At 25.8% G+C, this 21,930-nt stretch carries 19 protein-coding genes and 1 riboswitch; all 19 genes read left to right on the forward strand.

Translation table 11 applies throughout. From position 1 onward, the window contains the following. Positions 1-46 precede the first annotated feature (46 nt). Positions 47-976, forward strand: a complete 930-nt coding sequence (locus tag OIF33_RS15875) for an ABC transporter ATP-binding protein (RefSeq protein WP_322505211.1) — start codon at positions 47-49, stop codon at positions 974-976. Continuing rightward, the gene (locus OIF33_RS15880) at positions 960-1,664 is read left to right on the forward strand and encodes an ABC transporter permease (protein ID WP_322505212.1); all 705 of its coding nucleotides are present in this window, start codon (positions 960-962) and stop codon (positions 1,662-1,664) included. The genes OIF33_RS15875 and OIF33_RS15880 overlap by 17 nt, the downstream gene beginning before the upstream one ends. Positions 1,665-2,093: 429 nt before the next feature. Beyond that, positions 2,094-3,461 carry a PapB family radical SAM/SPASM ranthipeptide maturase gene (gene papB, locus OIF33_RS15885; protein WP_322505213.1) on the forward strand — a complete coding sequence of 456 codons (1,368 nt, stop codon included), beginning with the start codon at positions 2,094-2,096 and terminating at the stop codon, positions 3,459-3,461. Between the two features lie 208 nt (positions 3,462-3,669). Then, positions 3,670-4,365, forward strand: a complete 696-nt coding sequence (locus OIF33_RS15890; protein ID WP_322505214.1) for an ABC transporter permease — start codon at positions 3,670-3,672, stop codon at positions 4,363-4,365. A 44-nt stretch (positions 4,366-4,409) separates the two neighbouring features. Beyond that, positions 4,410-5,099, forward strand: coding sequence for an ABC transporter permease (locus tag OIF33_RS15895; RefSeq protein WP_322505215.1), 690 nt, complete (start codon positions 4,410-4,412; stop codon positions 5,097-5,099). 285 nt (positions 5,100-5,384) lie between these two features. After that, positions 5,385-5,468, forward strand: a riboswitch (cyclic di-GMP riboswitch). Positions 5,469-5,530: 62 nt separating this feature from the next. Continuing rightward, a complete protein-coding gene (locus OIF33_RS15900) occupies positions 5,531-7,699 on the forward strand; it encodes a SpaA isopeptide-forming pilin-related protein (protein ID WP_322505216.1) in 2,169 nt (722 codons plus the stop codon). Positions 7,700-7,702: 3 nt separating this feature from the next. Further along, on the forward strand, positions 7,703-9,277 hold the full coding sequence (locus OIF33_RS15905) for a SpaH/EbpB family LPXTG-anchored major pilin (protein WP_322505217.1): 1,575 nt from the start codon (positions 7,703-7,705) through the stop codon (positions 9,275-9,277). Positions 9,278-9,498: 221 nt separating this feature from the next. Next, positions 9,499-10,317: a class C sortase gene (locus OIF33_RS15910; RefSeq protein ID WP_322505218.1), complete on the forward strand. Its 819-nt coding sequence runs from the start codon at positions 9,499-9,501 to the stop codon at positions 10,315-10,317. A gap of 84 nt (positions 10,318-10,401) precedes the next feature. Further along, positions 10,402-10,953, forward strand: coding sequence for an RNA 2'-phosphotransferase (locus OIF33_RS15915; RefSeq protein WP_322505219.1), 552 nt, complete (start codon positions 10,402-10,404; stop codon positions 10,951-10,953). Positions 10,954-11,189: 236 nt separating this feature from the next. Continuing rightward, complete coding sequence (locus tag OIF33_RS15920; RefSeq protein ID WP_322505220.1) at positions 11,190-11,867, forward strand: TVP38/TMEM64 family protein; 678 nt, start codon at positions 11,190-11,192, stop codon at positions 11,865-11,867. Between the two features lie 264 nt (positions 11,868-12,131). After that, a complete protein-coding gene (locus tag OIF33_RS15925; protein ID WP_322505221.1) occupies positions 12,132-13,043 on the forward strand; it encodes a DUF2935 domain-containing protein in 912 nt (303 codons plus the stop codon). A 408-nt stretch (positions 13,044-13,451) separates the two neighbouring features. Then, on the forward strand, positions 13,452-14,423 hold the full coding sequence (locus tag OIF33_RS15930) for an HD domain-containing protein (protein WP_322505222.1): 972 nt from the start codon (positions 13,452-13,454) through the stop codon (positions 14,421-14,423). A gap of 226 nt (positions 14,424-14,649) precedes the next feature. Continuing rightward, complete coding sequence (locus OIF33_RS15935; RefSeq protein WP_322505223.1) at positions 14,650-15,507, forward strand: hypothetical protein; 858 nt, start codon at positions 14,650-14,652, stop codon at positions 15,505-15,507. A 24-nt stretch (positions 15,508-15,531) separates the two neighbouring features. Further along, complete coding sequence (locus tag OIF33_RS15940) at positions 15,532-15,693, forward strand: hypothetical protein (protein WP_322505224.1); 162 nt, start codon at positions 15,532-15,534, stop codon at positions 15,691-15,693. Between the two features lie 439 nt (positions 15,694-16,132). Next, positions 16,133-17,164 (forward strand): PTS sugar transporter subunit IIC, encoded by a 1,032-nt coding sequence (locus OIF33_RS15945; protein ID WP_322505225.1) that lies wholly within the window; start codon positions 16,133-16,135, stop codon positions 17,162-17,164. 614 nt (positions 17,165-17,778) lie between these two features. Then, on the forward strand, positions 17,779-19,284 hold the full coding sequence (locus OIF33_RS15950) for a thiol-activated cytolysin family protein (RefSeq protein ID WP_322505226.1): 1,506 nt from the start codon (positions 17,779-17,781) through the stop codon (positions 19,282-19,284). Positions 19,285-19,731: 447 nt separating this feature from the next. Further along, positions 19,732-20,232: a YbhB/YbcL family Raf kinase inhibitor-like protein gene (locus OIF33_RS15955; RefSeq protein ID WP_322505227.1), complete on the forward strand. Its 501-nt coding sequence runs from the start codon at positions 19,732-19,734 to the stop codon at positions 20,230-20,232. Positions 20,233-20,310: 78 nt separating this feature from the next. Beyond that, the gene (locus OIF33_RS15960; protein ID WP_322505228.1) at positions 20,311-20,769 is read left to right on the forward strand and encodes a DIP1984 family protein; all 459 of its coding nucleotides are present in this window, start codon (positions 20,311-20,313) and stop codon (positions 20,767-20,769) included. 473 nt (positions 20,770-21,242) lie between these two features. Further along, entirely contained in the window at positions 21,243-21,698 is a 456-nt protein-coding gene (locus OIF33_RS15965) for a hypothetical protein (RefSeq protein ID WP_322505229.1), read from the forward strand. Positions 21,699-21,930: the final 232 nt, after the last annotated feature.

A 21,930-nucleotide genomic window follows, 5' to 3' on the forward strand; every position in this document is an offset into this window, starting at 1 on the left:
AAGAATTTTTACTTTGCTATACTTTTCATTGAAAGGAGAGAACTTCATGGATGATATGTTAAAGATAAATAATTTAACTAAAATATATAACAATAATAAGGTTATTGATAATGTAAATATGAGGATAAAAAAAGGTGAAATATATGGTTTTCTAGGTCCGAATGGAGCAGGGAAAAGTACTATTATGAAAATAATTCTTAATCTAGTAAAGCCAACTGAAGGTGAAGTTTTAGTATTTGATAAAGATTCTAATAGAGATAATTTTGATATTTTAAAAAGAATTGGTTCTCTCATAGAAAGTCCATATTTTTACGATAAGTTAACGGCAAGAGAAAATTTAAATTTACATTGTGAGTATATGGGATATCACAATAAAGAAAGAATTAAAGAAGTTTTAGATTTTGTTGGTTTACATAATATCGAAAAAAAACGTGTTTGTGATTTTTCATTAGGAATGAAACAGAGACTAGCAATAGCTAGAGCTATAATTACACAACCTGAATTTCTTATATTAGATGAGCCTATTAATGGATTAGATCCAGAGGGAATAAAAGAAATGAGGTTGATAATAAGGGAGTTAAATGAGAAGTATGGAACAACAATACTTATTTCAAGTCATATTCTATCAGAAATTGAATTGATAGCAGATACTATTGGGGTTATAAAAAATGGTAGAATTTTAGAAGAAATTTCTATGAAAGATATGCAAAAATATAACTCAAATTACATAGAATTAGAAGTTAATAATCTAGAAAAGACTGGATACTTAATTGAAGAAGAATTTGGTATTAAAAATTATAAAATAATTTCTGAAAATAAAATTAGAATCTATGATTTAACAGTATCCAAAAATGAAATTTCAAAATTAATGATTAATAATAATATTGAATTAGAAAGTATAAGTAAAAAGGAAAGCACCTTAGAAGAATATTTTTTAAAGCTTATTCAGGAGGCAAACTATGTTTCATTTGATTAAGCTAGAAATAAAAAAATATAAATTATATAGATATGTTTTACCAGCTGTTATTTGTATTATTGGCGTTATAGCTTTTTTAACAATGTCTTTTATAACTACTTTAGTTGATTCAAGACAAGCTATGGATACATATGAAAACACTTTAAGAATGATACAAGTGATTATGACACAAATATTTATAATATTTTCAGCAGTATTAACGACAAAAATAATAATGGATGAGTATAAAAATAGAACTATTTTAAATATGTTTACTTATCCAATAAATAGAAAGAAGATTATTATAGCAAAACTATTAGTAATTATATTATTCACAATGATAGCTATATTAATTGGTGATTTAATATGTACAGCTTATGTAATGATTTTAGATTCATTTGTAAATGTAGTAAGTGGAAATTTTGATTTAAAATATTTTCTTATAGGAGTACTTCTTACAAGCGTAGCTATGGGAGGAATTTTATCATTAATTCCTTTTTCAATTGGTATTATATTAAAAAAATCGGGGGTGGCTACTTTAATTACTTCAGTAATAATAGCAGTAGTATTACAACCTATAATAATAGGCAACTCTAGTTTATTAAGTACACTTATTAAGTTAATAATAGTATTAATAATAGTTTGGGGTATAAGTTTCTATGTTTTAAAAAATCAAATAAATAAAATAGAAAATAATTATGTAGATTAAAAATAATAGTGATTTTATATAAAGATTTAATATATAACCATCAGATTATCTGATGGTTTTTTATATTTGTGAGAACAATAAAAATTTTTTGCAAGATAATAAAATTATATGTAAGTTGATGGCTGAATACAAAATATAAATTGAAAAATTAATAAAAAAGAAAGTTTTTAGACAGTTTTACAATATAAAAAAGAAATATTTAATTGATATACTAGTTATTGTTATATATACAAAAAATAAACAACAAGGGAGAGATATTAATGTTTAAACAAGTAAATCAAAATGCTAAAAAAGAGAATCGTTGGCCTTGTATGCTTTGTGATGAATGGTCATGGGATGTACTTAGCTAAAAAAATCTAACAAAAAATCACTTTTTATTTAATAAATAAAAAGTGATTTTTTATATGAGAAAATATAAGGAGTTTATACATGAATAACTTTGATAGAGTTTTAGAATTTTATCCATTTAAAATTTTTAAACAAAATAATAAAATTTATTTATATACTATTAATTCAAATGGATTATTTGAATTAGATTATAGAACTTTACTTTTAATAGAAAATGAGGGGAAAAGTATTAAGGAAGCTTATAATAATTTAAAACATTTATTTTCTAAAAATGAATTTATAGAAGTATTAATTCAAATGGAGCAGGTAGAATTCTTAAAGGGATTTGAAAAAATATATAATAATGATACTTATCTTTTAGATAAGAAATTATCTTCATTAACATTAATGGTTATTCAAGAATGTAACATGAGATGTAAATATTGTTATGGAGATGGTGGCGAATATAGTGACAAAGGTAAAATGAATAAGGAAGTTGCTTTAAAGGCAATTGATTTCTTAATAGATAATACAGATGAAAGAGAATTATTAATAGCTTTTTTAGGGGGAGAACCTTTATTAAATTTTAAGTTAATTAAAGAAGTCGTTAATTATTGTAAAATAAAAGAGAAAAAATACAATAAGAAATTTTCTTACACAATTACAACTAATGGAACAGTTATTAATGATGAAATAGAAGAATTCTTAGTAGAAAATAATATTTCTATTCAAATAAGTATTGACGGTGTAAAAGAAAAACATAATGAAAATAGATATTTTAGTAATAAAAGAGAATCATACGATGAAATAATAATCAAAACTAAAAATATAAGAAAATATGATAAAATTACTGCCAGAGCAACAGCTACAAAAAATAATTTGAATTTTATTGAAATATTTAACCACTTAAATTCATTAGGATTTAAATGTATTCCAATTGCTTTAGCACAAAATTTACTAGATGATAATGATTATAAAAAAGCGACTGAAGAATATGTAAAATTTATAAATTATTTTGAAAATTTAATAAAAGAAAAGAAATATTTTGAAATAAATAAATTTCCAATGTTAAAGTCAGCTTTAGAGAAAATAGAATTTTCTAATAAAAGATCTTTGGGATGTGGAGCGGGTAGAAATACATATGCTGTAGATATATATGGTAATTTATTTCCTTGTCATAGATTTGTAGCTAACAAAGAATATTGTGTTGGAAGCATATTTAAAAAATTTAATAACATAGATAAATTTATTAAAAAATTCAATGTTTATAGCCATAAACAATGCGAAAATTGTTGGGTGCAAAATTTATGTCTAGGTGGATGTCCAAATGAAAATCTAGTTAATACAGGTAATATTCAAACTTCGAGTTATCGTAATTGTAATTTTACTAAAATAATTTATGAGGAAATAATTAAGTTATATTTACGTTTAGATGACGAAGATAAAAAACATATTTTTGAAAATATTTAATTTGAAAGTTATAAGTTTTAAGAGAGTAATTATACTCTCTTTTTTAGTTTAAATTAATAAATAGATTAATAAGTTGCTAAGAATATAAAAAATGTTGAAATTAAAAATTAATATAAAAGATAGTTTTAAGACAGAAAAAAGAATTTTTCTATTGATAAACTAATTAATAGAGAGATTAGAAGTTTTTTACTTATCAAGGAGGAGAACTATGTTTCATTTGATTAAGTTAGAATTAAAAAAATATAAATTATATAAATACATATTTTTTGCTTTTATATGCATAATTGGTATCTTGACATATATAACAATAACTAATTTATTTACACAAAAAATTATAGAAAGAAATACTACATACGAAATGATTTTTTGGATGGTTGATGTAATTGTTATAGGAACATTTGTTATATTTTCAGCAGTATTAATGACAAAAATAATAATGGATGAATATAAGAATAGAACCATTCTAATTCTTTTTACTTATCCAATAAACAGAAAAAAGGTTATTTTGGCAAAATTAATAATAGTTATTATATTTACAATTATAGTTTTACTAATTGGTAATTTAGTATGTACAGGTTATATGATAATTTTAGAATCAGTTACACAAGGAATAAAGGGAAATTTTAATTTAAGACATTTTATTATAGTGGGCCCTATTATAAGTGTAATCATGGGAATAATTTTATCATTATTTCCTTTTGTAATTGGTATTTTGAAAAAGTCGGGTATAGTTACCATAGTTACAGCAGTAATAATAGCTGCGTTTATGCCTAAGATAATATCTAAAAACACAAATCTAATAATCAATGAAAAAGCTATATTTATTGAAATTGCTGTAATTTTAATGATTTTAGTTATATCAATGTTTTATGTTTTTAAAAAGGAGATAAATAATTATAGGTAAGAAATAATGTTTAGAGACTGATAAATTTTGAAAGGATAAAAAATATGTTTGATTTAATTAAGTTAGAATTTAAGAAATATAAATTACAAAGATATATATTAGCGGCTATTATATGTATAGTCGCAATAATGGCTAGTATGACAAGTGATTTTGTAAAAGATTCAAATAGAGCTATAGATACAGGAAATACAATGTTACGCAATTTAAGAATGAGTATTATGATTGTAACAATAACGTTTATAATATTTTCAGCAGTACTAACAGCAAAAATAATGATAAGTGAATATAAGAATAAAACTATTTTAGTTATGTTTACATATCCAATAAGTAGGAGAAAAATTATTATATCTAAAATGCTTATAGTTGTTGGATTTACTATGATATCTATATTAATTGGAGATTTAGTCTGTTCTTCTTATATGATAATTTTAAATTCTTTTACACATGTAATATATGGAGAATTCGTCTTTGAAAATTTCATGATAGTAGTACTTTTTATAAGTATAATTATTGGAGGTATATTATCATTACTTCCATTTGTTATTGGAAGTATAAAAAAATCATCAGTAGCAACTTTGGTCACCTCAATAATAATTTCAATATTAATACCAATAATAATAGGAATAAGTTCTAATATAAGAAATTTAGTTGTTGTGTCAGTTTTAATAGGGTTAGTAATTGTGGGAATAACTTTTTGTTATATTCTTATAAAAAGTGATATAGTAAATAATTAAATAAAGATTTATGAAAAACAACTCAATTAGTAATAGATTAAAAATTCATTTTTAAAAATAACTTTAATAAATTAAATAAAATGAATTTGTTAAGAAATTTGTTGTTTATTTAGAAATATGGTAACTAAATATAGGAATAAATTATTAATATTAATTATTTGTGATTAATATTAATAATATGTATTCGGAAATTTTACATATATTTTGACAGTTTTCCCAAAATGATGTAGTATACAAGACGAATTCAATTGACCTAAAAACAATTAAAAAGTAAATAAAATGAATACAAATTATAGAAACGTTGAGATATATCCTGTATCTGGGCATCTGGGATATATTGAGTTATTGATGCAACCGGCTATATTTATAAAAATTTATAAATATTAGTCGGTTTTTTTATTTTTAATTTTATTAAAGAAAGGAGGAGTTCTGTGAAGCGAAAGAAAAAGTATTTTATTACGGCCTTAGCAACATTTATTTCTATGCTATTAAGTATAATCTCACCTGGAGTTCTTGTATTTGGTGAAAATTCAAAATTACTTCAAGGTGATGGTGGTGTTGAAATTACAAGTGCTACTTTCCAAAGTAATACTGTCTCAAAAGATATAATCAATACTTTACAAATTGACTATAAGATTTTAGATAAAAGCAAACTAAAACCTGGCGATAAAATTGTTATTGAATTTCCAGATATTTTTAAGGATATAACACCTGTATATTCCGATGCACATTTTACCAGTTGTACTAATAAAAATGGAGTAGTTACTCTAATATTTAATGAAAATGTAGAAAAAGCTGTAACAGGATATCTATCTATACGTGTCACTGGAAATAGCAATATTAGACAAGGTGTAAAATATCCAGTTAACATTGATTTAAATGGACAAACTAAAACAATAGATGTAACAGGTAACGAGTCTCAAGGTGGGGGTTCTGGTAAGTATCCACTTATGTACAAAACAGCTAATTTACCAAACGCTGCTATAGATAAGGATGGGGTAAAGCAATATTATGGAGAAATAACTGATAGAAACAAGCCTATAACATATTATATAGAAATAAATTTAGGTGATGGTATAAATCCACATACTAGACAATATTTAAATAATGCTAAATTTGTTGATAATATTCCAAAAGGAATGGCTTTAGATACAGCAAGTATACATATAAGGAGAGATAGTTTTTCTGGGAAAAGCACAGATGCCACACAAGAGTTTTGGGACAATAATAAACTTAAAGCTGATACTAAATCTTTGGAAGTAGATTTTGGAGATATACCATATGACCATTACTTTATTAGTTATAATACACTTGTTACATCTACTGAAGATGGATATTTAAATAATGCAAATTTATATTATGACAGTGAATCAAAAGATGTACCTTCTAGTCATTATTCAAGATTATCCAAAGATGCAGGTGCTCTAAACGTTTACAAACATGTAGATAAAACAAATGTAACCAATGATCCTAATGATCAAAAAATTAAATATCAAATTAAATTTGATTCTTATGGACATTTTTTAAAAGATACTTTAAATATTGTTGATACATTAGATTCTAGATTAAGTGATATTAAAATAACATCTACTGATCAATTTACTACTAATTTTGATGAAACAACAAAAAAACTGACTATTAAAAATGATAAAGCGGCTATAGATCCTAATGATGATGCTTATATTACTATAGAAGCAAGTATGAAAAATGTTAAGCCAGGAGATGAGGTTAAAAATATTGCATATGTAAATGGCAATCCTACCAATGAAGTTTCTACTAAAAAAAATCCTTTAGTAGAAATAATCAAAATATCTAAAAATGATGCAGAAGCCACTTTACTTGATGGAGCTATTTTTAAACTAACAACTAAAGATGGCAACCCTGTTAAAGATGTCTATGGTAAAGAGATTACCAATATTATAAGTTCATCAGAATCACCAATAACACTAGAATTACCTTATGGTGATTATAAATTAGAAGAAACTAAAGCACCAGATGGATATAAACTTGGTCAGATACCTATTAAATTTAATGTGAATAATCAAAGTAAGGTAGTTAAAGTAGTTGCTAAAGATGATCCACTCCCAACTACTTGTAACTTAGTTATAAATAAAATAGATGAAAAAGATGATCCTATTTTAGGTGCTGAATTTGAATTAGCAAAACAAGACGATCCTGAAAATGCTTTAAAATTTAGCTCTGAACAAGACAATTATGAAATAAATGAAAATGGAACTATAAATTTAGTACCTTTAGGAAATGATGCATCTTTTAAAATTAATAACTTACCTTATGGTAATTACATATTAAAAGAAATAAAGTCTCCTAATGGTTATAAATTAAGTGAAGATATTTATATAACTTTAAACTCTGAAGAAAGCTTTTATAAAATAGGAGAACAAGGCGAAAAAATAATTTTAAATAAAAACTCGGAAATAGATGGATATAGTATTTCAGTAAAAAATATCCCAAGAATAATATTACCTGAAACAGGCGGAAGTGGAACTTTTAAATTTTATTTAATTGGAATTACATTATTAGCAGGGGTATTAATCTTGTTAGTTAGCACTAAATTTATTTTAAAAGAAAGGAAGAATTAATAAATGAAAAACAATATTTTAAAAAAACTTAGTATCTTTATGTCATTCATGTTTATTTTTATTGCAACATCAATCCCTGTATTTGCAGCAACACCATCAATTTCTAAGAATGCACCAACTACAGGTAGTATAACAATAGCAAAAAATGGGGCAACTTTTAATGCATATAAGTTATTAGATGCAACCCAGAGTGGAGATGCTTATGAATATTCACCAACTAGTGAGTTTAAAGGATTTTTTAATAATTCACAATATGGTTCTTATTCTGAAAATGATATACAAAATTTAGATGCAGAACAAACAAAACAATTTGCCGTTGATTTACATAAATATGTTACTGATAATGATGTATTAGGACAAAAACTTTTAGAGGGACAAGAAAATACTGTTAATTTAGGATATTATTTAGTAACAGAAACTTCAAGTGATTCAGAGGGGGCTGCTGTTGCTTCAGGACCTATATTAGTTTCAGTTCCAGAAGTTTCAGGAGATACATGGAATTATAATGTGACTATTAATCCAAAAGATAATACTCCTGCATTAGAAAAAAATATAATTGAAAATAATGAAAAAGTTAAAACTTCTTCTGATAATATTGGAGATGTTATAAAATATCAAGTAAATGCGACTATACCAACATATGAAGCAAATGCGAAAAATATAATGTATAAATTTACAGATACTATGAGCAAAGGGTTAACATACGATGAGGCTACTGGATTTAAAATAACTTCAGGAGATAAAGTTTTTAGTAGTCCAGAAGATTATACTTTAAGTTCACAAAAACAATCAGATGGTTCAACAGTGATTACAATTAATTTTGTATATGATAATATAAAAACTTATGTAGATACTGGTTTAACATTAAATTACCAAGCTACTTTAAATAATGAGGCAGTTGTTAGTACTGTAGGAAATCCTGGTAATCCCAATACTATAGAATTAGATTATACTAATAATCCAAATGTTGAAAATAGTTATAAAACTTTAACTGATAAAGTTACTTCTTATACTTGGGGATTTGGTATTAAAAAAGTTGATTCAAATGATAAGTCTAAAGTTTTAGCTGGTGCTGAATTCTCAATAAAAGATTCTAAAGGAAATGTATTAGCATCATATACATACAATAAAGATGGACAAGTAGTTCCTCTTACAGGAAATGCAGTAACTGACTCAAATGGTGTTACAACATTCACAGGATTAGAAGAAGGAACTTATATTATTACAGAAGAAAAAGCTCCAAATGGATATAGTCTATTAAAAGATCCGATAGACTTAAGAATTACAGCTAACAAAGATATTAGAGGTAATTATAATGGTGCTGCCACTATAAATATTTCTAACATCAATGAGGCTTCTAGCATAATAGATGATATTTCAGAAAAAGATGGAAATACTTTATTTAATGTTCAAATAGAAAACTATGAAGGATTCTCTCTTCCAAACACAGGTGGATTTGGAACAACAGGATTCATAAAAATAGCTATTATCTTATTAAGTGTGGTTTGCGTTCTAGCTATATTAGGGCTTGGATACATTAAATTAGAAAATAATAAAAAAACTAAAAATAAATATTAAATAAAAGGTTTGTTTTAAGCTAAGTCTGAAGAACTAGCTAAAACTTAACATTCACCTAAAACATAGCCTAAATAAAAAACTTCTTTTTATAATGTAAAGTTTATTCTATATAATCCTTTACTTAAAAAGAAGTTTTTTTATGAGATAATATTTATATTTGATGCATTATATTTAATTGAGGAGGTGAACTTCATAGTAATTTTATTACTATGAAAAATTATTTGAAAAAGCTAAGAAAACTATATTTTTTTATTTTAATTTTAATTACATTAATTGCCTTAGGATTCTTACTATATCCTAGCTTTTCTAATTACATAAACAATAAAATGGCAGTTTCCACAATTTCCGATTATACAAAAAAAATAAATAATGTTAATGATGAAGAACTTAGTGGTTTAATAAAAAAAATTAATAAATATAATCAAGATTTATTCAATGGAACTGCAGACAATAATCTACCTTCAGATTTAAATATTGAGCAGGGGAGCGTATTAGGATATATAGAAATTCCTAGTATAAATATTAATTTACCTATATATTTTGGAACTTCAGTAGATACATTAAAAAAGGGGGTTGGAGTGTTAGAAGGCACTTCTATTCCAATTGGTGGAGTAAATACTCATTCTGTATTGTCTGCTCATACTGGTCTGACAAATCAAAAATTATTTACAGATATAGATAAATTAAAAGAAGGAGACATATTCTATTTACATGTTTTCAAAAAAGATCTTGCTTATAAAGTAGATCAGATTAAAGTGGTAAATCCTAACCAAATTGATGATTTAAAAATAGTTAATGGTAAAGACTATGTTACTTTACTAACTTGTTATCCTTATGGTGTTAATACTGAACGTTTATTAGTAAGAGGAGAAAGAACTGAATTAAATTCAAATCACGCAGATGATATTCCAAAAGAAATAAGCACTTTTAATCATTCAAATCAAAATCTTATATTAATAGTAATAATATTACTTACAATAATATTATTTATTTTCTTAGTATTTTTAATCATGAAATTTAAATCTAAAAAGAAAGCTTAAATCAATATAAATATTTCTATGTAAGCGCGACTAGATTAAGTTATAATAAAGTCAATTTATATAGATGAAAGTTGGTAATTGAGGATGAAAAATAATGATACAAAAATAAGTAAATATATAAGTTTAATATTAAGACATAAACCAGAAGAAATAGGATTAGAATTAGATGAGCATGGATATTTAAATGTTTCAGACTTAATAAATGGATTAAATAAATCTTGGAAAGATTTTAATATGGATGACTTAGAAAGAATAGTTAGAGGAGATTCAAAACAAAGATATTCTTTTAATGAAGATAAAAGTAAGATAAGAGCCAATCAAGGTCACTCAATTCCTGTAAATTTAGAATTAAAGCCTATTAAACCTCCTAATAAACTATATCATGGTACTGGAAGAAAATATTTAGATTCTATTTTGAAAAATGGACTTATAAAAAAGGAAAGACAGTATGTTCATTTATCAAAGGATTTAGAAACAGCAAGTATTGTTGGCAAGAGACATGGAGATTTAGTTATTTTAGAAGTAAATGCAGAAGATATGTTTAATAAAGAAATTAAATTTTATTTATCTAATAACAATGTATGGCTTTGTGATTATGTACCTGTAGAATATATAAAAGAATTAAGAATAGATTAAATTATATGCCAGACTTTTAAAGTTAAAATGTAATTCAAATTTAATATTATTATAATCTCTAACATATAAAATTAAGTTATAATGTATGTAAAAAATTACAATAGATTTACATAAAAAGAGTTAATGTGGTTAAAGTTAGGTTATATATAAAGTATTATAGGGAACATTAACATAAACTAAAGCCATAAATTTAAAATAAACTAGTTAAGGAGGAAAATCAAAGATTTATTTAACTTATGAAAAAGAAGATTTTAATAATTTTAAGTATATTAGTTTTAATATTTACAGGAATAACTCTTTATTTAACTCGAGAGCAGATAATAGTTTTTTATAAATTGATTACTAATGGTGAGGTTATAAAGAGTTATATTGAAGGGTTTGGTGCTTGGGCAGCTTTAATATTTTTTATATTTCAGGTATTGCAAGTTGTTATATTTTTTATCCCTGGAGAAGTTATACAAGCGGCTGGGGGATATATATTTGGTACATTAGAAGGAACTTTGCTTTCATTCTTTGGAATTGCAGTTGGATCAGCGGCTTTATTTTATATATGCAAGAAGTTTGGAAAGAAGTTAGTACAAAAATTTGTACCTAAAGATATGTATGATGGCTTAGAAAAAGTATTGAATAGTCCTAAATTTAAACTGATTTTAGTAATATTATTCCTTGTACCAGGTGCACCTAAGGATTCACTTATTATGGTTTGTGCTCTGAGTAACATAACAATGAAAAATTTTATAATATTTTCTATGCTTGGAAGAATACCAGCCTTAGCTGTTTCATCTTTTATGGGAGCAAATTTAGCACAAGGTAAGATTGTTACTGTGATAGTTGTTGGTGTAATAGCACTAATAGCTTGTGTTTTAGGAGTTATATTTAGAAAAGATGTTTTTAAGTACATAGAAAAGCTTTAAAGTTATTTTATTTAAATTACCCCTTTCTGAAGAATAGGGGTAATTTTTTTAGGATATTAAAGGCTAATATTTATGAATTACGGAATAGCTATTGATAAACTAAAAGTCTTATAACTACTATGTTATAAAATATAAATCTATTTAGTATTCTTAAATCTTTCAATCCAATTTTATTAGAAATAATATAAAAATATAGGTTTTATAATTAAGAACATAATGGTTCTTATAAGAGTATAATATAGAAAACTTGTATTGGAGAGAGCTATGATAACTAGAGAGAAGTATGTTACATCATCACTAGAATTACATCTTTTTTTTGGGAGAATTATGAAGGAACACTCCCTATTTTTAGAGGCTGGATTTACACCTAAAAATTCAAAACTTGCTAAAGAGGCTGATAGGTATAAAGAGAGTTTTGAAAAGCTTCTACTAGAGGTGGTCAAATTAAGCCAAGGAAGGGTTAGACAATCAGTAATAAATTCTGGAGAAGTTTTTACTGAGTATACTTTAAGTGCAGAAAAGAAAACAGAATATTATACAGGAATAAACATTAATTCTAAGATAACATTAATGCAGGAAGATTTGGAATGCGCAACTATAAAGAATATTGATTCTAAGGTGATAAGCTGTGTAAAGAGTATTAATAATAGAGCCTTGAAATTATTGGATGGACTAATAGAATTTAAAATGAAAATTCTAGATGGTATGTTATGCTGTAAGCTGTTTACAGTAAATTATCCATTACTTATTGAACATATAATACGAGAAGCTAAATTATATCGTTCATATATAGAGGAGATTGAATGTAATAACGATATAGATAATGGTAATGTTAAAGAAACTGAACTATTTTGGAATCAAATTATGATGGAGCATTCTTTATTTATTAGAGGATTACTTGATCCAAGTGAAGCTAAATTAGTAAGTACTGCAAATGATTTTGCAAATGAGTTTAGCGAATTAATTGAAGAAGCAAGTCATGCTATGGAAATGACAATGCCTAGTGTTACAGATGATACATTAGCAGAAACAATTAAGTTAAGAGATTTTAAAAAGGCTGGTACAAAAGGAATACTTGATTGTGAGATAAGGTCTATAATAGTACCACTTCTTGCTGACCATGTACTAAGAGAAGCAAATCACTATGTAAGAATACTAGAAAGCTATGAAGACTAAATAATGAAATTTATCTTTAAGTAGAATATTATAAGAGTTAGTTTAAAAACTAGCTCTTTTTGTATTTGAAGTAAATTAAATATAATTATTCGCCAATTGTGAGTTTTAAATTAAATAATACTGATATAACAGTAGTTGCATCAGTAAATATGTATTATTTAAATTTTTAATGTCTCTAAAAAATAAAAAAGGATTAATAAGTTTGATAATAGAATTTTTAAATAAAGAAAAAGTAAGTATATTGTATGCTCGCTTTTTATTTTAATTTTAAATATATTTGAGAATAAAATAATAAAAGCTATGTTATTATTTTATTAATTAAAAACAATAATTGATTTAAATAAGCTACCTTTGAATGGTAAAATGTTATGATTTAAGTTTTTATATTAAGAGAAATAGGAGGGGAACATGAAGATAAAAGATGTAGTATATGGTGAGTTTGTTGTTGAGCCAGTATTAGAGGAACTAGTAAACACAAGGGAAGTTCAGAGATTAAAGAACATTCATCAAGGGGGAGCTAACTACCTTGTTAATCCAGGGTGGAATGTTACTAGATATGAGCATTCAGTTGGAGTAATGTTATTTGTACGCCTTATGGGAGGAAGTATAGCAGAGCAGGCAGCAGGATTATTACATGATATATCTCATACTGCATTTTCTCATGTTGTTGACTTAGTAGTAGGCAACAAAGAAGAAGATTATCATGAGAAAATATTCGAAAATGTAATTGAGAATTCTGATATTCCTAAGATATTAAATAAATATGGTTATGATCCAAAAGAAATACTTTATGATGAATCAAAATGGACTATCTTAGAAAGAAAAGCACCAAAATTATGTGCTGATAGAATTGATTATACATTAAGAGATATGTTTAGCTATGGTGTTATATCAAAGGAAGAAATTAAACCCTTTTTAGATAGTTTAAGAGTAGTTAATGGGGAAGTTGTTATTAGTTCTATTGAAAGTGCTGAATGGTTTGTTGATTTATACTATAAAGAGGTTATAGGCTTATTTATGAATCCTCTTAGTATATATTCTAATGATAGATTGTCTAAAGCAATAAAGGCTGCTTTAAAGGTAAATGAGATTACGTTAGATGATTTATTAGAAGATGATAATTACGTGTTTAATATACTTAAAAGTTCTAAAGATGAAGAGGTAATGGCTTTTGTTAATCAATTAAATTATGATGCTAAAGTAGTAGAAGATAGTGAAAATTATGATATATATCAAGTAAATAAGATAAGAACTATTAACCCAGGTTTAGTTATAGAAGATAAAGTTTATTTAGCATCAGAAAAGTCAGAAAAAGTTGAAACATTAAATGAAAATGCTCTAAAAACATGTAAAGCGGGAACTTACATTAGAATTTTATAATAAAAAATTATGCTATATCAAAGCCTGTGATAAAACTCATAATATATTTCAATTATGAGTTTTGTTAATTGATTTTGATATAGCTTTTTTATTAAGTAAAATTTGTAAATTTGAAATTATTATACATATAGTTGAAAAAATATATAATTCAAAACTAGATATGCGTAAATAAATAGTATATATGATATTATTTCTTCTATAATTTATTTTAAAGGGGAAAGAGGATATGAGAGCGATAGATAATTTTAGGAGTGAAATTATATCTTTAGAAAATGCAAAAAGGTTTTTGAATGAACAAGAATATGAGAATTTTATAAAATTTAACACTGAGGTTAGAGAAGAGTTATTAAGAAATTTATTAGAAAAACCAATAAATGAATTTACAGAAGTAAATGAACTTTATTTTAGGTGGAAATGGTCAGAACTATTTAATAAGCTATATGGAAAAAATGAGGTGTGTCTTTTAGAAGTAGCATCTGGAGATGCTGATATGATTCCTCAAAGTTTATCAGTTTCAAATCCAAATTCAAAATATATAACAGCAAACATGAATAAGGCTTTAAATGAGAGTCTTATTAGAAAAACAAAAGATTTAAATATAAGTTTAGAGCTCATCGATGATGATGCTGGGGTTATAAATGAATATATAAAAGAAAGAGAAGTTGATATAATAGCATTTCAGCATGGAGTAAATGATGTTCTTCAAGGAATCTTATGTGCTAAAAATGATGTTGATACAGTAAATTGTGATTGGATGGAATGTTTACCTAAAATGATTGAATTAGTTAAGAGGGAAGTGGCAAATAAGAGTTTTAATGAAAGTTTAAAAGAACCATTTTTAAATTTATTAAAAACTTTAGATTCCGTACTAAAACCACAAGGAATTATAGTCATAAGTCATTATATGTTTCAACTAGATTTAGATTTAGGATATCCTAGAGAAATATTTGAGGACTTAATACCTATAGTAAGAGCATGGTTACTAGATAATGATGAATTTGAAGAAGTTTTTTATGATGGATTTCATAATCAATGGTGGATTTTTCTAAAACAAAAAATGAATTCAGATTTTATTAGAAATTAAAGCTTTGTTTAAGGGGATACTTAGATGTGGTTATTTGAGAAATTGATGTTTTTATGGGATTTAGTTGATGGAATAAAAGATATTTATGAAACTTGGAAAGAAAAAGATGTAAAAATTTTATCTAAGATAATTTGCATGATAATTACTTTAATATTTATTTTTATAAGTATAAAAATATGGGTGTAATTTAAGTGCTAAAATAATTATTAATGTCACAAGATTATATGGATATATATTATTATAAAGATATAAATTTAATTGAGAAGTTTTATACTTTGTTAGTTGGAGTAAATAAAACAGCATATAAGTAAATATTTCAACCAAATAATAGGAGAAAATATGCAACAGGGAAAAGTTGTAATATTTTCTCCTTTATATTTAAAAATTTTCATTTTATTAAAAAAATGTTTAATTATTTTAAAAATTAGTATAAAATGATAAATAACCTTAAAAAAATATAAATATTAAGTTGGATTTAATATTTATAAAAGTAATATTAAAAAATAAATTATACAAGTCCATGGAAGATTAAAAAATTAATAGGTAATAATACAATTTATTATAAATATCAATCAATAAACATTTTTAAGAAAAGGTTTTTTAAAAACTAAGGAGGAAAAAATTTATGCAAGTTTTAATTGGGGCAGGACTTTTATTAATGGTTTTAGGATTGTTTACTTTATTTAGTTACAAAGCACCACATGGAATGAAGGCTATGGGAGCATTAGCAGGAGCTGCTTGTGCGAGCTTTCTAGTTGAGGCATTTCATTCATCATTCTTTGGAAATATTCTAAATATAGAGTTTTTGAAGAAGGTTGGAGATGCTAATGGAAGCCTAGGAGGAGTTGCAGCGGCAATTCTTGTACCACTAGCTTTAGGAGTTTCACCAGTTTATTCAGTTTTAATAGGACTATCTTGTTTAGGATTAGGAATATTACCAGGATTTATAGCAGGTTATTTAATGTCATTTGTAGTGAAATTCTTAGAAGAAAAATTACCAAGTGGTTTAGATTTAATTGTAATAATAGTTATAGCTACACCTCTTACAAGAATCATAGGTGATTTCACAACACCAATAGTTGATTCTACTTTATTAAAAATTGGACAAGTTTTAATAGCTTCAGCAGATTCTAATCCAATAATAATGGGAATAATCCTTGGTGGAATCATAACAGTAGTTGCTACAGCACCTTTAAGTTCAATGGCATTAACAGCCATGCTTGGACTAACGGGAGCACCAATGGCAATAGGAGCATTATCAGTATTCGGATCATCTTTTTTAAATTTTGTTTTATTCCAAAAGATGAAGTTTGGAAGCAAGAAGGATACAATATCAGTAGCTATAGAGCCTTTAACACAGGCTGATATAATCACAGCTAATCCTATTCCAATCTATGTGACTAATTTTATTGGTGGAGCTTTATGTGGTATAATAATAGTTTTAATGGGGCTTACTAACATGTCTCCAGGTACAGCTACCCCTATTGCAGGATTTGCTGTAATGTTTGCTTATAATCCAGCTTACAAAGTATTATTAACTGCTTTAGGATGTGTAGTTGTAAGTGCAGGTAGTGGATACATAGGATATTTATTATTTAAAAATTATAAAATACATACAGTTGATGAGATTCGTGGGAATGCTCTAGAGATAGAGTAATTAAAAGAGTTGCATCAAAACTTTTTCTAAAACACTTATAAATAGTATGAAGGGAATATCTCTCGGAATATATTTATAAGTGTTTTTTGAATTTATTTTTAAGTTTTTGTGGACTTATTTTAACACCTTGAAATTCTATTTGTGATTATAAATTATAATTTGAAGTCCAGTTATTCACGCTTAAGGGCCAGTTATGCACAGAGTATTGAAAGCAATTATTTAGTCTGTTATATTGAAGTTGCTTATTACAAATGAACAATTAGTAAATATTTTCTTAATTAAATTTTAATAAAAAGAGTTTTTTAGGAGTATTTAATGGGTTGTGAATTTATCTATTATGGTATGTGTATAAGCATATTAATAATAGATAAATCACCTAAATAAAATAGTAATTTTAGATGACTCCTTTTACACTCTAAGAATACGTTTACTTATTTGAGCGTAGGCAATAATTTGAGCATCTTATAGAAGTAAAGTTTGAAAATATTTTCTGAAAAAGCTAAAAATAATAAGCATTTTTTAATTGTTTAAACAATTGGAAAAATAAAATGAACTTGTTACGGTTTAATGGATAATTAACCATCAACTTATATTACAAGAGGGGGATTCACATTATGATAAAATTTAAGAGAACAAAACTTATGGCAAGTATTGCAATGGCTTTATGTCTGTTTACACAGCCAGTAGCTACTTTTGCAGCAACAAATACTACTAACAATCAAGAGGGGATTAACTCAGGAATAGCAAGCTTAAATTATAATAGAAACGAAGTATTAGCAAACAATGGAGATACAATTGAAAGCTTTGTTCCAAAAGAGGGTAAAAAGACAGGAGATAAATTTGTAGTAGTAGAGCGTCAGAAAAAATCACTTACTACATCACCAGTAGATATCTCAATAGTTGATTCTGTAAATGATCGTACATATCCAGGGGCGTTACAACTTGCAGATGATGCCTTTGTTGAAAATAGACCTACACTTTTAATGTGTAAAAGAAAACCTATGAATATCAGTATAGATTTACCAGGCTTAAAAAATGAAAATACTATAAAAGTGGACAATCCAACTTACGGAAAGGTATCAGGAGCAATTGACCAATTAGTATCCAATTGGAGTGATAAGTACTCATCAACACATACCTTACCTGCAAGAACTCAATATTCAGAATCTATGGTTTATAGTAAATCTCAAATAGCAAGTGCACTTAATGTTAATGCTAAGGTTCTTGAGAACTCACTTGGAATAGATTTTAATGCCGTAGCAAACAATGAAAAAAAAGTTATGGTTTTAGCATATAAACAAATATTTTATACAGTAAGTGCAGAGTTACCTAATAATCCATCTGAACTTTTTGATGATAGTGTTACATTTAATGAATTAACTCAAAAGGGAGTAAGCAACGAAGCACCACCACTTATGGTTTCAAACGTAGCTTATGGTAGAACTATTTATGTTAAATTAGAAACAACATCTAAGAGTAAAGATGTACAGGCTGCATTTAATGCCCTTATAAAAAATGTTGATGTAAAAAATAGTGAACAATATAAAGATATTTATGAAGACAGTTCATTTACAGCGGTTGTTTTAGGTGGAGATGCACAGGAACATAACAAAGTAGTAACTAAAGACTTTGATGAAATAAGAAATGTAATTAAAGATAATGCAACATTTAGTACAAAAAATCCTGCTTATCCAATTTCATATACTAGTGTTTTCTTAAAGGATAATTCAGTTGCCGCTGTACATAATAAAACAGATTATATAGAAACAACTTCTACAGAATATTCTAAAGGAAAGATTAATCTTGATCATAGTGGAGCTTATGTTGCTCAGTTTGATGTATCATGGGATGAGGTTTCATACGATAAAAATGGAAATGAAGTATTAACTCATAAAACTTGGGATGGAAACTACCAAGATAAAACAGCTCACTATTCTACAGTAATACCACTTGAAGCCAATACAAAGAATATAAATATTAAGGCAAGAGAGTGTACAGGACTTGCTTGGGAATGGTGGAGAAATGTTATTAATGAGAATAATGTACCATTAACAAATAATATAAATGTTTCAATATGGGGGACTACTTTATATCCGGCATCTAGTATCACTTATAATTAATTTAGTGGGAATATAACTAATTCTAAAGAGTAGAAAGATGAAAGTCTTTTAGAATTTGCTTTAATTTAAGTTAGAGATTTAATAAAATATGATATTAAATAATTAAAAAACAAAATTGAATATATAATGATATGTAAAGAAAAAAGTTTTACTTCTTAATGGAAGGAGAGCTTTTTTCTTTTGGAATTATATTAAAATCAACTTTAAATAGAGTCAAAGTAAAAGATTTTAATAAATAAGTTTTTTATATAGAATAAATATAAAATCAATAATTTTAAGTAGGATAAAAGGAAATACCTATTATATTTACTCGATTTATTTAATACAAACAAAAAAGTTATTAATTGTGTCTACTAAATATTAGATTTATCATAAACTCATAGTATAAATCAGAGATGCTTAGAAAAGAGGTAAGCATCAAAAATAAGATTTTTAGGAGATGATTTTGTGAGGGTAACTAGTACGGGAATAATTGATGGAGTTATTCAGGATGAATTTGGGAAAAGAGGACCTTTAGATGAGTATGGAATACCAATGTGCTCTCTTCCTTTAAAAATAAAAGATTCACCAAAGAAGACAAAATCATATGCTATTTTCCTTGAAGATAAGGATGCTATACCAGTAAGCGGAGGATTCTCATGGATTCATTGGGTTGCTGCTAATATCACAGAAAAAGAAATCCCTGAGAATGCAAGTAGAACTTTAAAGAATATTGTACAAGGCTTAAATAGCTGGATTAGTATTCAAGGAGGACAAAAACCAAAAGAAGCATGTATGTACTATGGGGGAATGGCACCACCAGATAAGGCTCATATTTATGAAATTCATGTATATGCATTAGATTGTATGGTGGATTTAGAGAATGGCTTCTATGCAAATGAATTATTTAGGAAAATGGATGGACATATATTAGACGAATACACATTAAAAGGAATTTATGAAGCTTAATATTAGGCTTTATTTTAGTTGAGTGTTGCTTTAAAACAGAGACTAATATTAACAGGCTTTTTTATTGGAGGAATTAAGATGAAGTTAGCTGAGGCATTAATTTTAAGAGCAGACTTACAAAAGCAATTAATGAACTTAAAAAACAGAATAAATCAGAATCTATTAGTTCAAGAAGGAGAAGAAACATCAGAAAATCCCTATATTTTATATGATGAAATATTTTTGAAATTAAATGAATTGGAAGATTTAATATTAAGGATTAACAAGACTAATAGTGACTATATTACAAGTAGTAATGAAAGTATTTCAGACTTAATTGTTAAAAGAGATATGATTGGAAAGAAAATAAATATTTTAAAAGAAATAGCGGAAGAGGCTACAGTAAAGGTCAATAGATATTCTCAAACTGAAATAAAAATATTTTCCACAATGAAAGTTGATGAGATACAAAGAGAGATTAATAAATACTCTAAGGAGTATAGAGAACTTGATACAAAGTTACAAGGATTAAATTGGACAATAGACTTAATAGAGTAAGTTTTAAATAATACAAGTATTTTTAGTTGGTAGCTTTTATTAAAGAGGTCATAAATCCTAACCTAGGAAAAAGGTAATTAAATGTACATATGTATCTAGGAGCAGATACTCTTTTTATAATTTATGCTCAAACAATTTACATGAGTACGATTTACAACTTACAATTTACAACCATATGACTGTTAATAATAAGTGAGGATGGGTAAGGGGATTAGAGTAAAGTTAGGCTAATATTCTATATTTATATAGAATATTGGTCTTTTTTTTTAGGCTATGCTTTAGATAAGTGTTGATTTTTACCTAGCCTGTTAAAATTAATGGTTTATTAAGATGGTCTTACAGTTATATCTAAAAAGCAATACTAATTTAAAAAGATCATTTTTTATAATAATTATTAAATTAAAGTTTGTTTGTATAATATTATGTAAGTGGGTATAATTAATAGATATAAATGGGAGAAAATGGAGGGAAATATGGTTCATGTAGTTTATTGTGATGATAAAGAAAAGGTGTTAGAAAAGATAATTGAGGGTACAAAAACAATGATCATTAGAGGAGCCGCAGGCAGAAAAATTCCTCATAGTAGGGTATTTAAAGGTGAAGACTTATATTTTATGAAAAAAGGATCTAAAAAAATTTGTGCCAAAGCAAGTATAATTAATGTAAAAAATTACGTCAAACTTTCTCAGGATGATTCTTTAAATGTTATTCAAGAAAATCAAGATAAATTAAATCTATCTGAAAAGCAAATGAAAAGATGGAATAAAAAATGTTTGTGTTTAGTGGAGTTTAATAACTTAGAGAAAATAGAGCCTTTAGATTTTGAACATCAAAACAATATGGATGATTGGCTTATAGTAGAGAAAATTGAAGATGTGCTTCTTGGAAGTAGTGTGGATTATAATTATGAAAGTACTAAATTAAAATAGAATATATTTATATGGTAAAGGAGAGGATATATTCCTCTTCTTTTTATTTAAGCAACAATAAAAATGGTTAAGTAGTAATTAAAAAAAATCCTATATAAATAATTAAGCTATATGAATATTAATTTAGAATCAAGTTTTTTTAAACTTTTATTGAAATTAATAAGTTATAAGGTAAAAAATGTTAAAATCTATAAAACAGTATTTTTGCTAAATATAAAAAGTTTAATATATT

Source organism: Clostridium sp. LIBA-8841, from assembly GCF_034439435.1.
Lineage (GTDB): Bacteria > Bacillota > Clostridia > Clostridiales > Clostridiaceae > Sarcina.

What these genes read in the sequence shown, in the direction of transcription:
- OIF33_RS15915 (WP_322505219.1), top strand. Translation starts at nt 10,402, where the DNA reads ATGAAAAATAATGATACAAAAATAAGTAAATATATAAGTTTAATATTA.
- OIF33_RS15935 (WP_322505223.1), top strand. Translation starts at nt 14,650, where the DNA reads ATGAGAGCGATAGATAATTTTAGGAGTGAAATTATATCTTTAGAAAAT.
- OIF33_RS15880 (WP_322505212.1), top strand. Translation starts at nt 960, where the DNA reads ATGTTTCATTTGATTAAGCTAGAAATAAAAAAATATAAATTATATAGA.
- OIF33_RS15890 (WP_322505214.1), top strand. Translation starts at nt 3,670, where the DNA reads ATGTTTCATTTGATTAAGTTAGAATTAAAAAAATATAAATTATATAAA.
- OIF33_RS15945 (WP_322505225.1), top strand. Translation starts at nt 16,133, where the DNA reads ATGCAAGTTTTAATTGGGGCAGGACTTTTATTAATGGTTTTAGGATTG.
- OIF33_RS15895 (WP_322505215.1), top strand. Translation starts at nt 4,410, where the DNA reads ATGTTTGATTTAATTAAGTTAGAATTTAAGAAATATAAATTACAAAGA.
- OIF33_RS15960 (WP_322505228.1), top strand. Translation starts at nt 20,311, where the DNA reads ATGAAGTTAGCTGAGGCATTAATTTTAAGAGCAGACTTACAAAAGCAA.
- OIF33_RS15875 (WP_322505211.1), top strand. Translation starts at nt 47, where the DNA reads ATGGATGATATGTTAAAGATAAATAATTTAACTAAAATATATAACAAT.
- OIF33_RS15930 (WP_322505222.1), top strand. Translation starts at nt 13,452, where the DNA reads ATGAAGATAAAAGATGTAGTATATGGTGAGTTTGTTGTTGAGCCAGTA.
- OIF33_RS15925 (WP_322505221.1), top strand. Translation starts at nt 12,132, where the DNA reads ATGATAACTAGAGAGAAGTATGTTACATCATCACTAGAATTACATCTT.
- OIF33_RS15965 (WP_322505229.1), top strand. Translation starts at nt 21,243, where the DNA reads ATGGTTCATGTAGTTTATTGTGATGATAAAGAAAAGGTGTTAGAAAAG.
- OIF33_RS15905 (WP_322505217.1), top strand. Translation starts at nt 7,703, where the DNA reads ATGAAAAACAATATTTTAAAAAAACTTAGTATCTTTATGTCATTCATG.
- OIF33_RS15950 (WP_322505226.1), top strand. Translation starts at nt 17,779, where the DNA reads ATGATAAAATTTAAGAGAACAAAACTTATGGCAAGTATTGCAATGGCT.
- papB (WP_322505213.1), top strand. Translation starts at nt 2,094, where the DNA reads ATGAATAACTTTGATAGAGTTTTAGAATTTTATCCATTTAAAATTTTT.
- OIF33_RS15940 (WP_322505224.1), top strand. Translation starts at nt 15,532, where the DNA reads ATGTGGTTATTTGAGAAATTGATGTTTTTATGGGATTTAGTTGATGGA.
- OIF33_RS15920 (WP_322505220.1), top strand. Translation starts at nt 11,190, where the DNA reads ATGAAAAAGAAGATTTTAATAATTTTAAGTATATTAGTTTTAATATTT.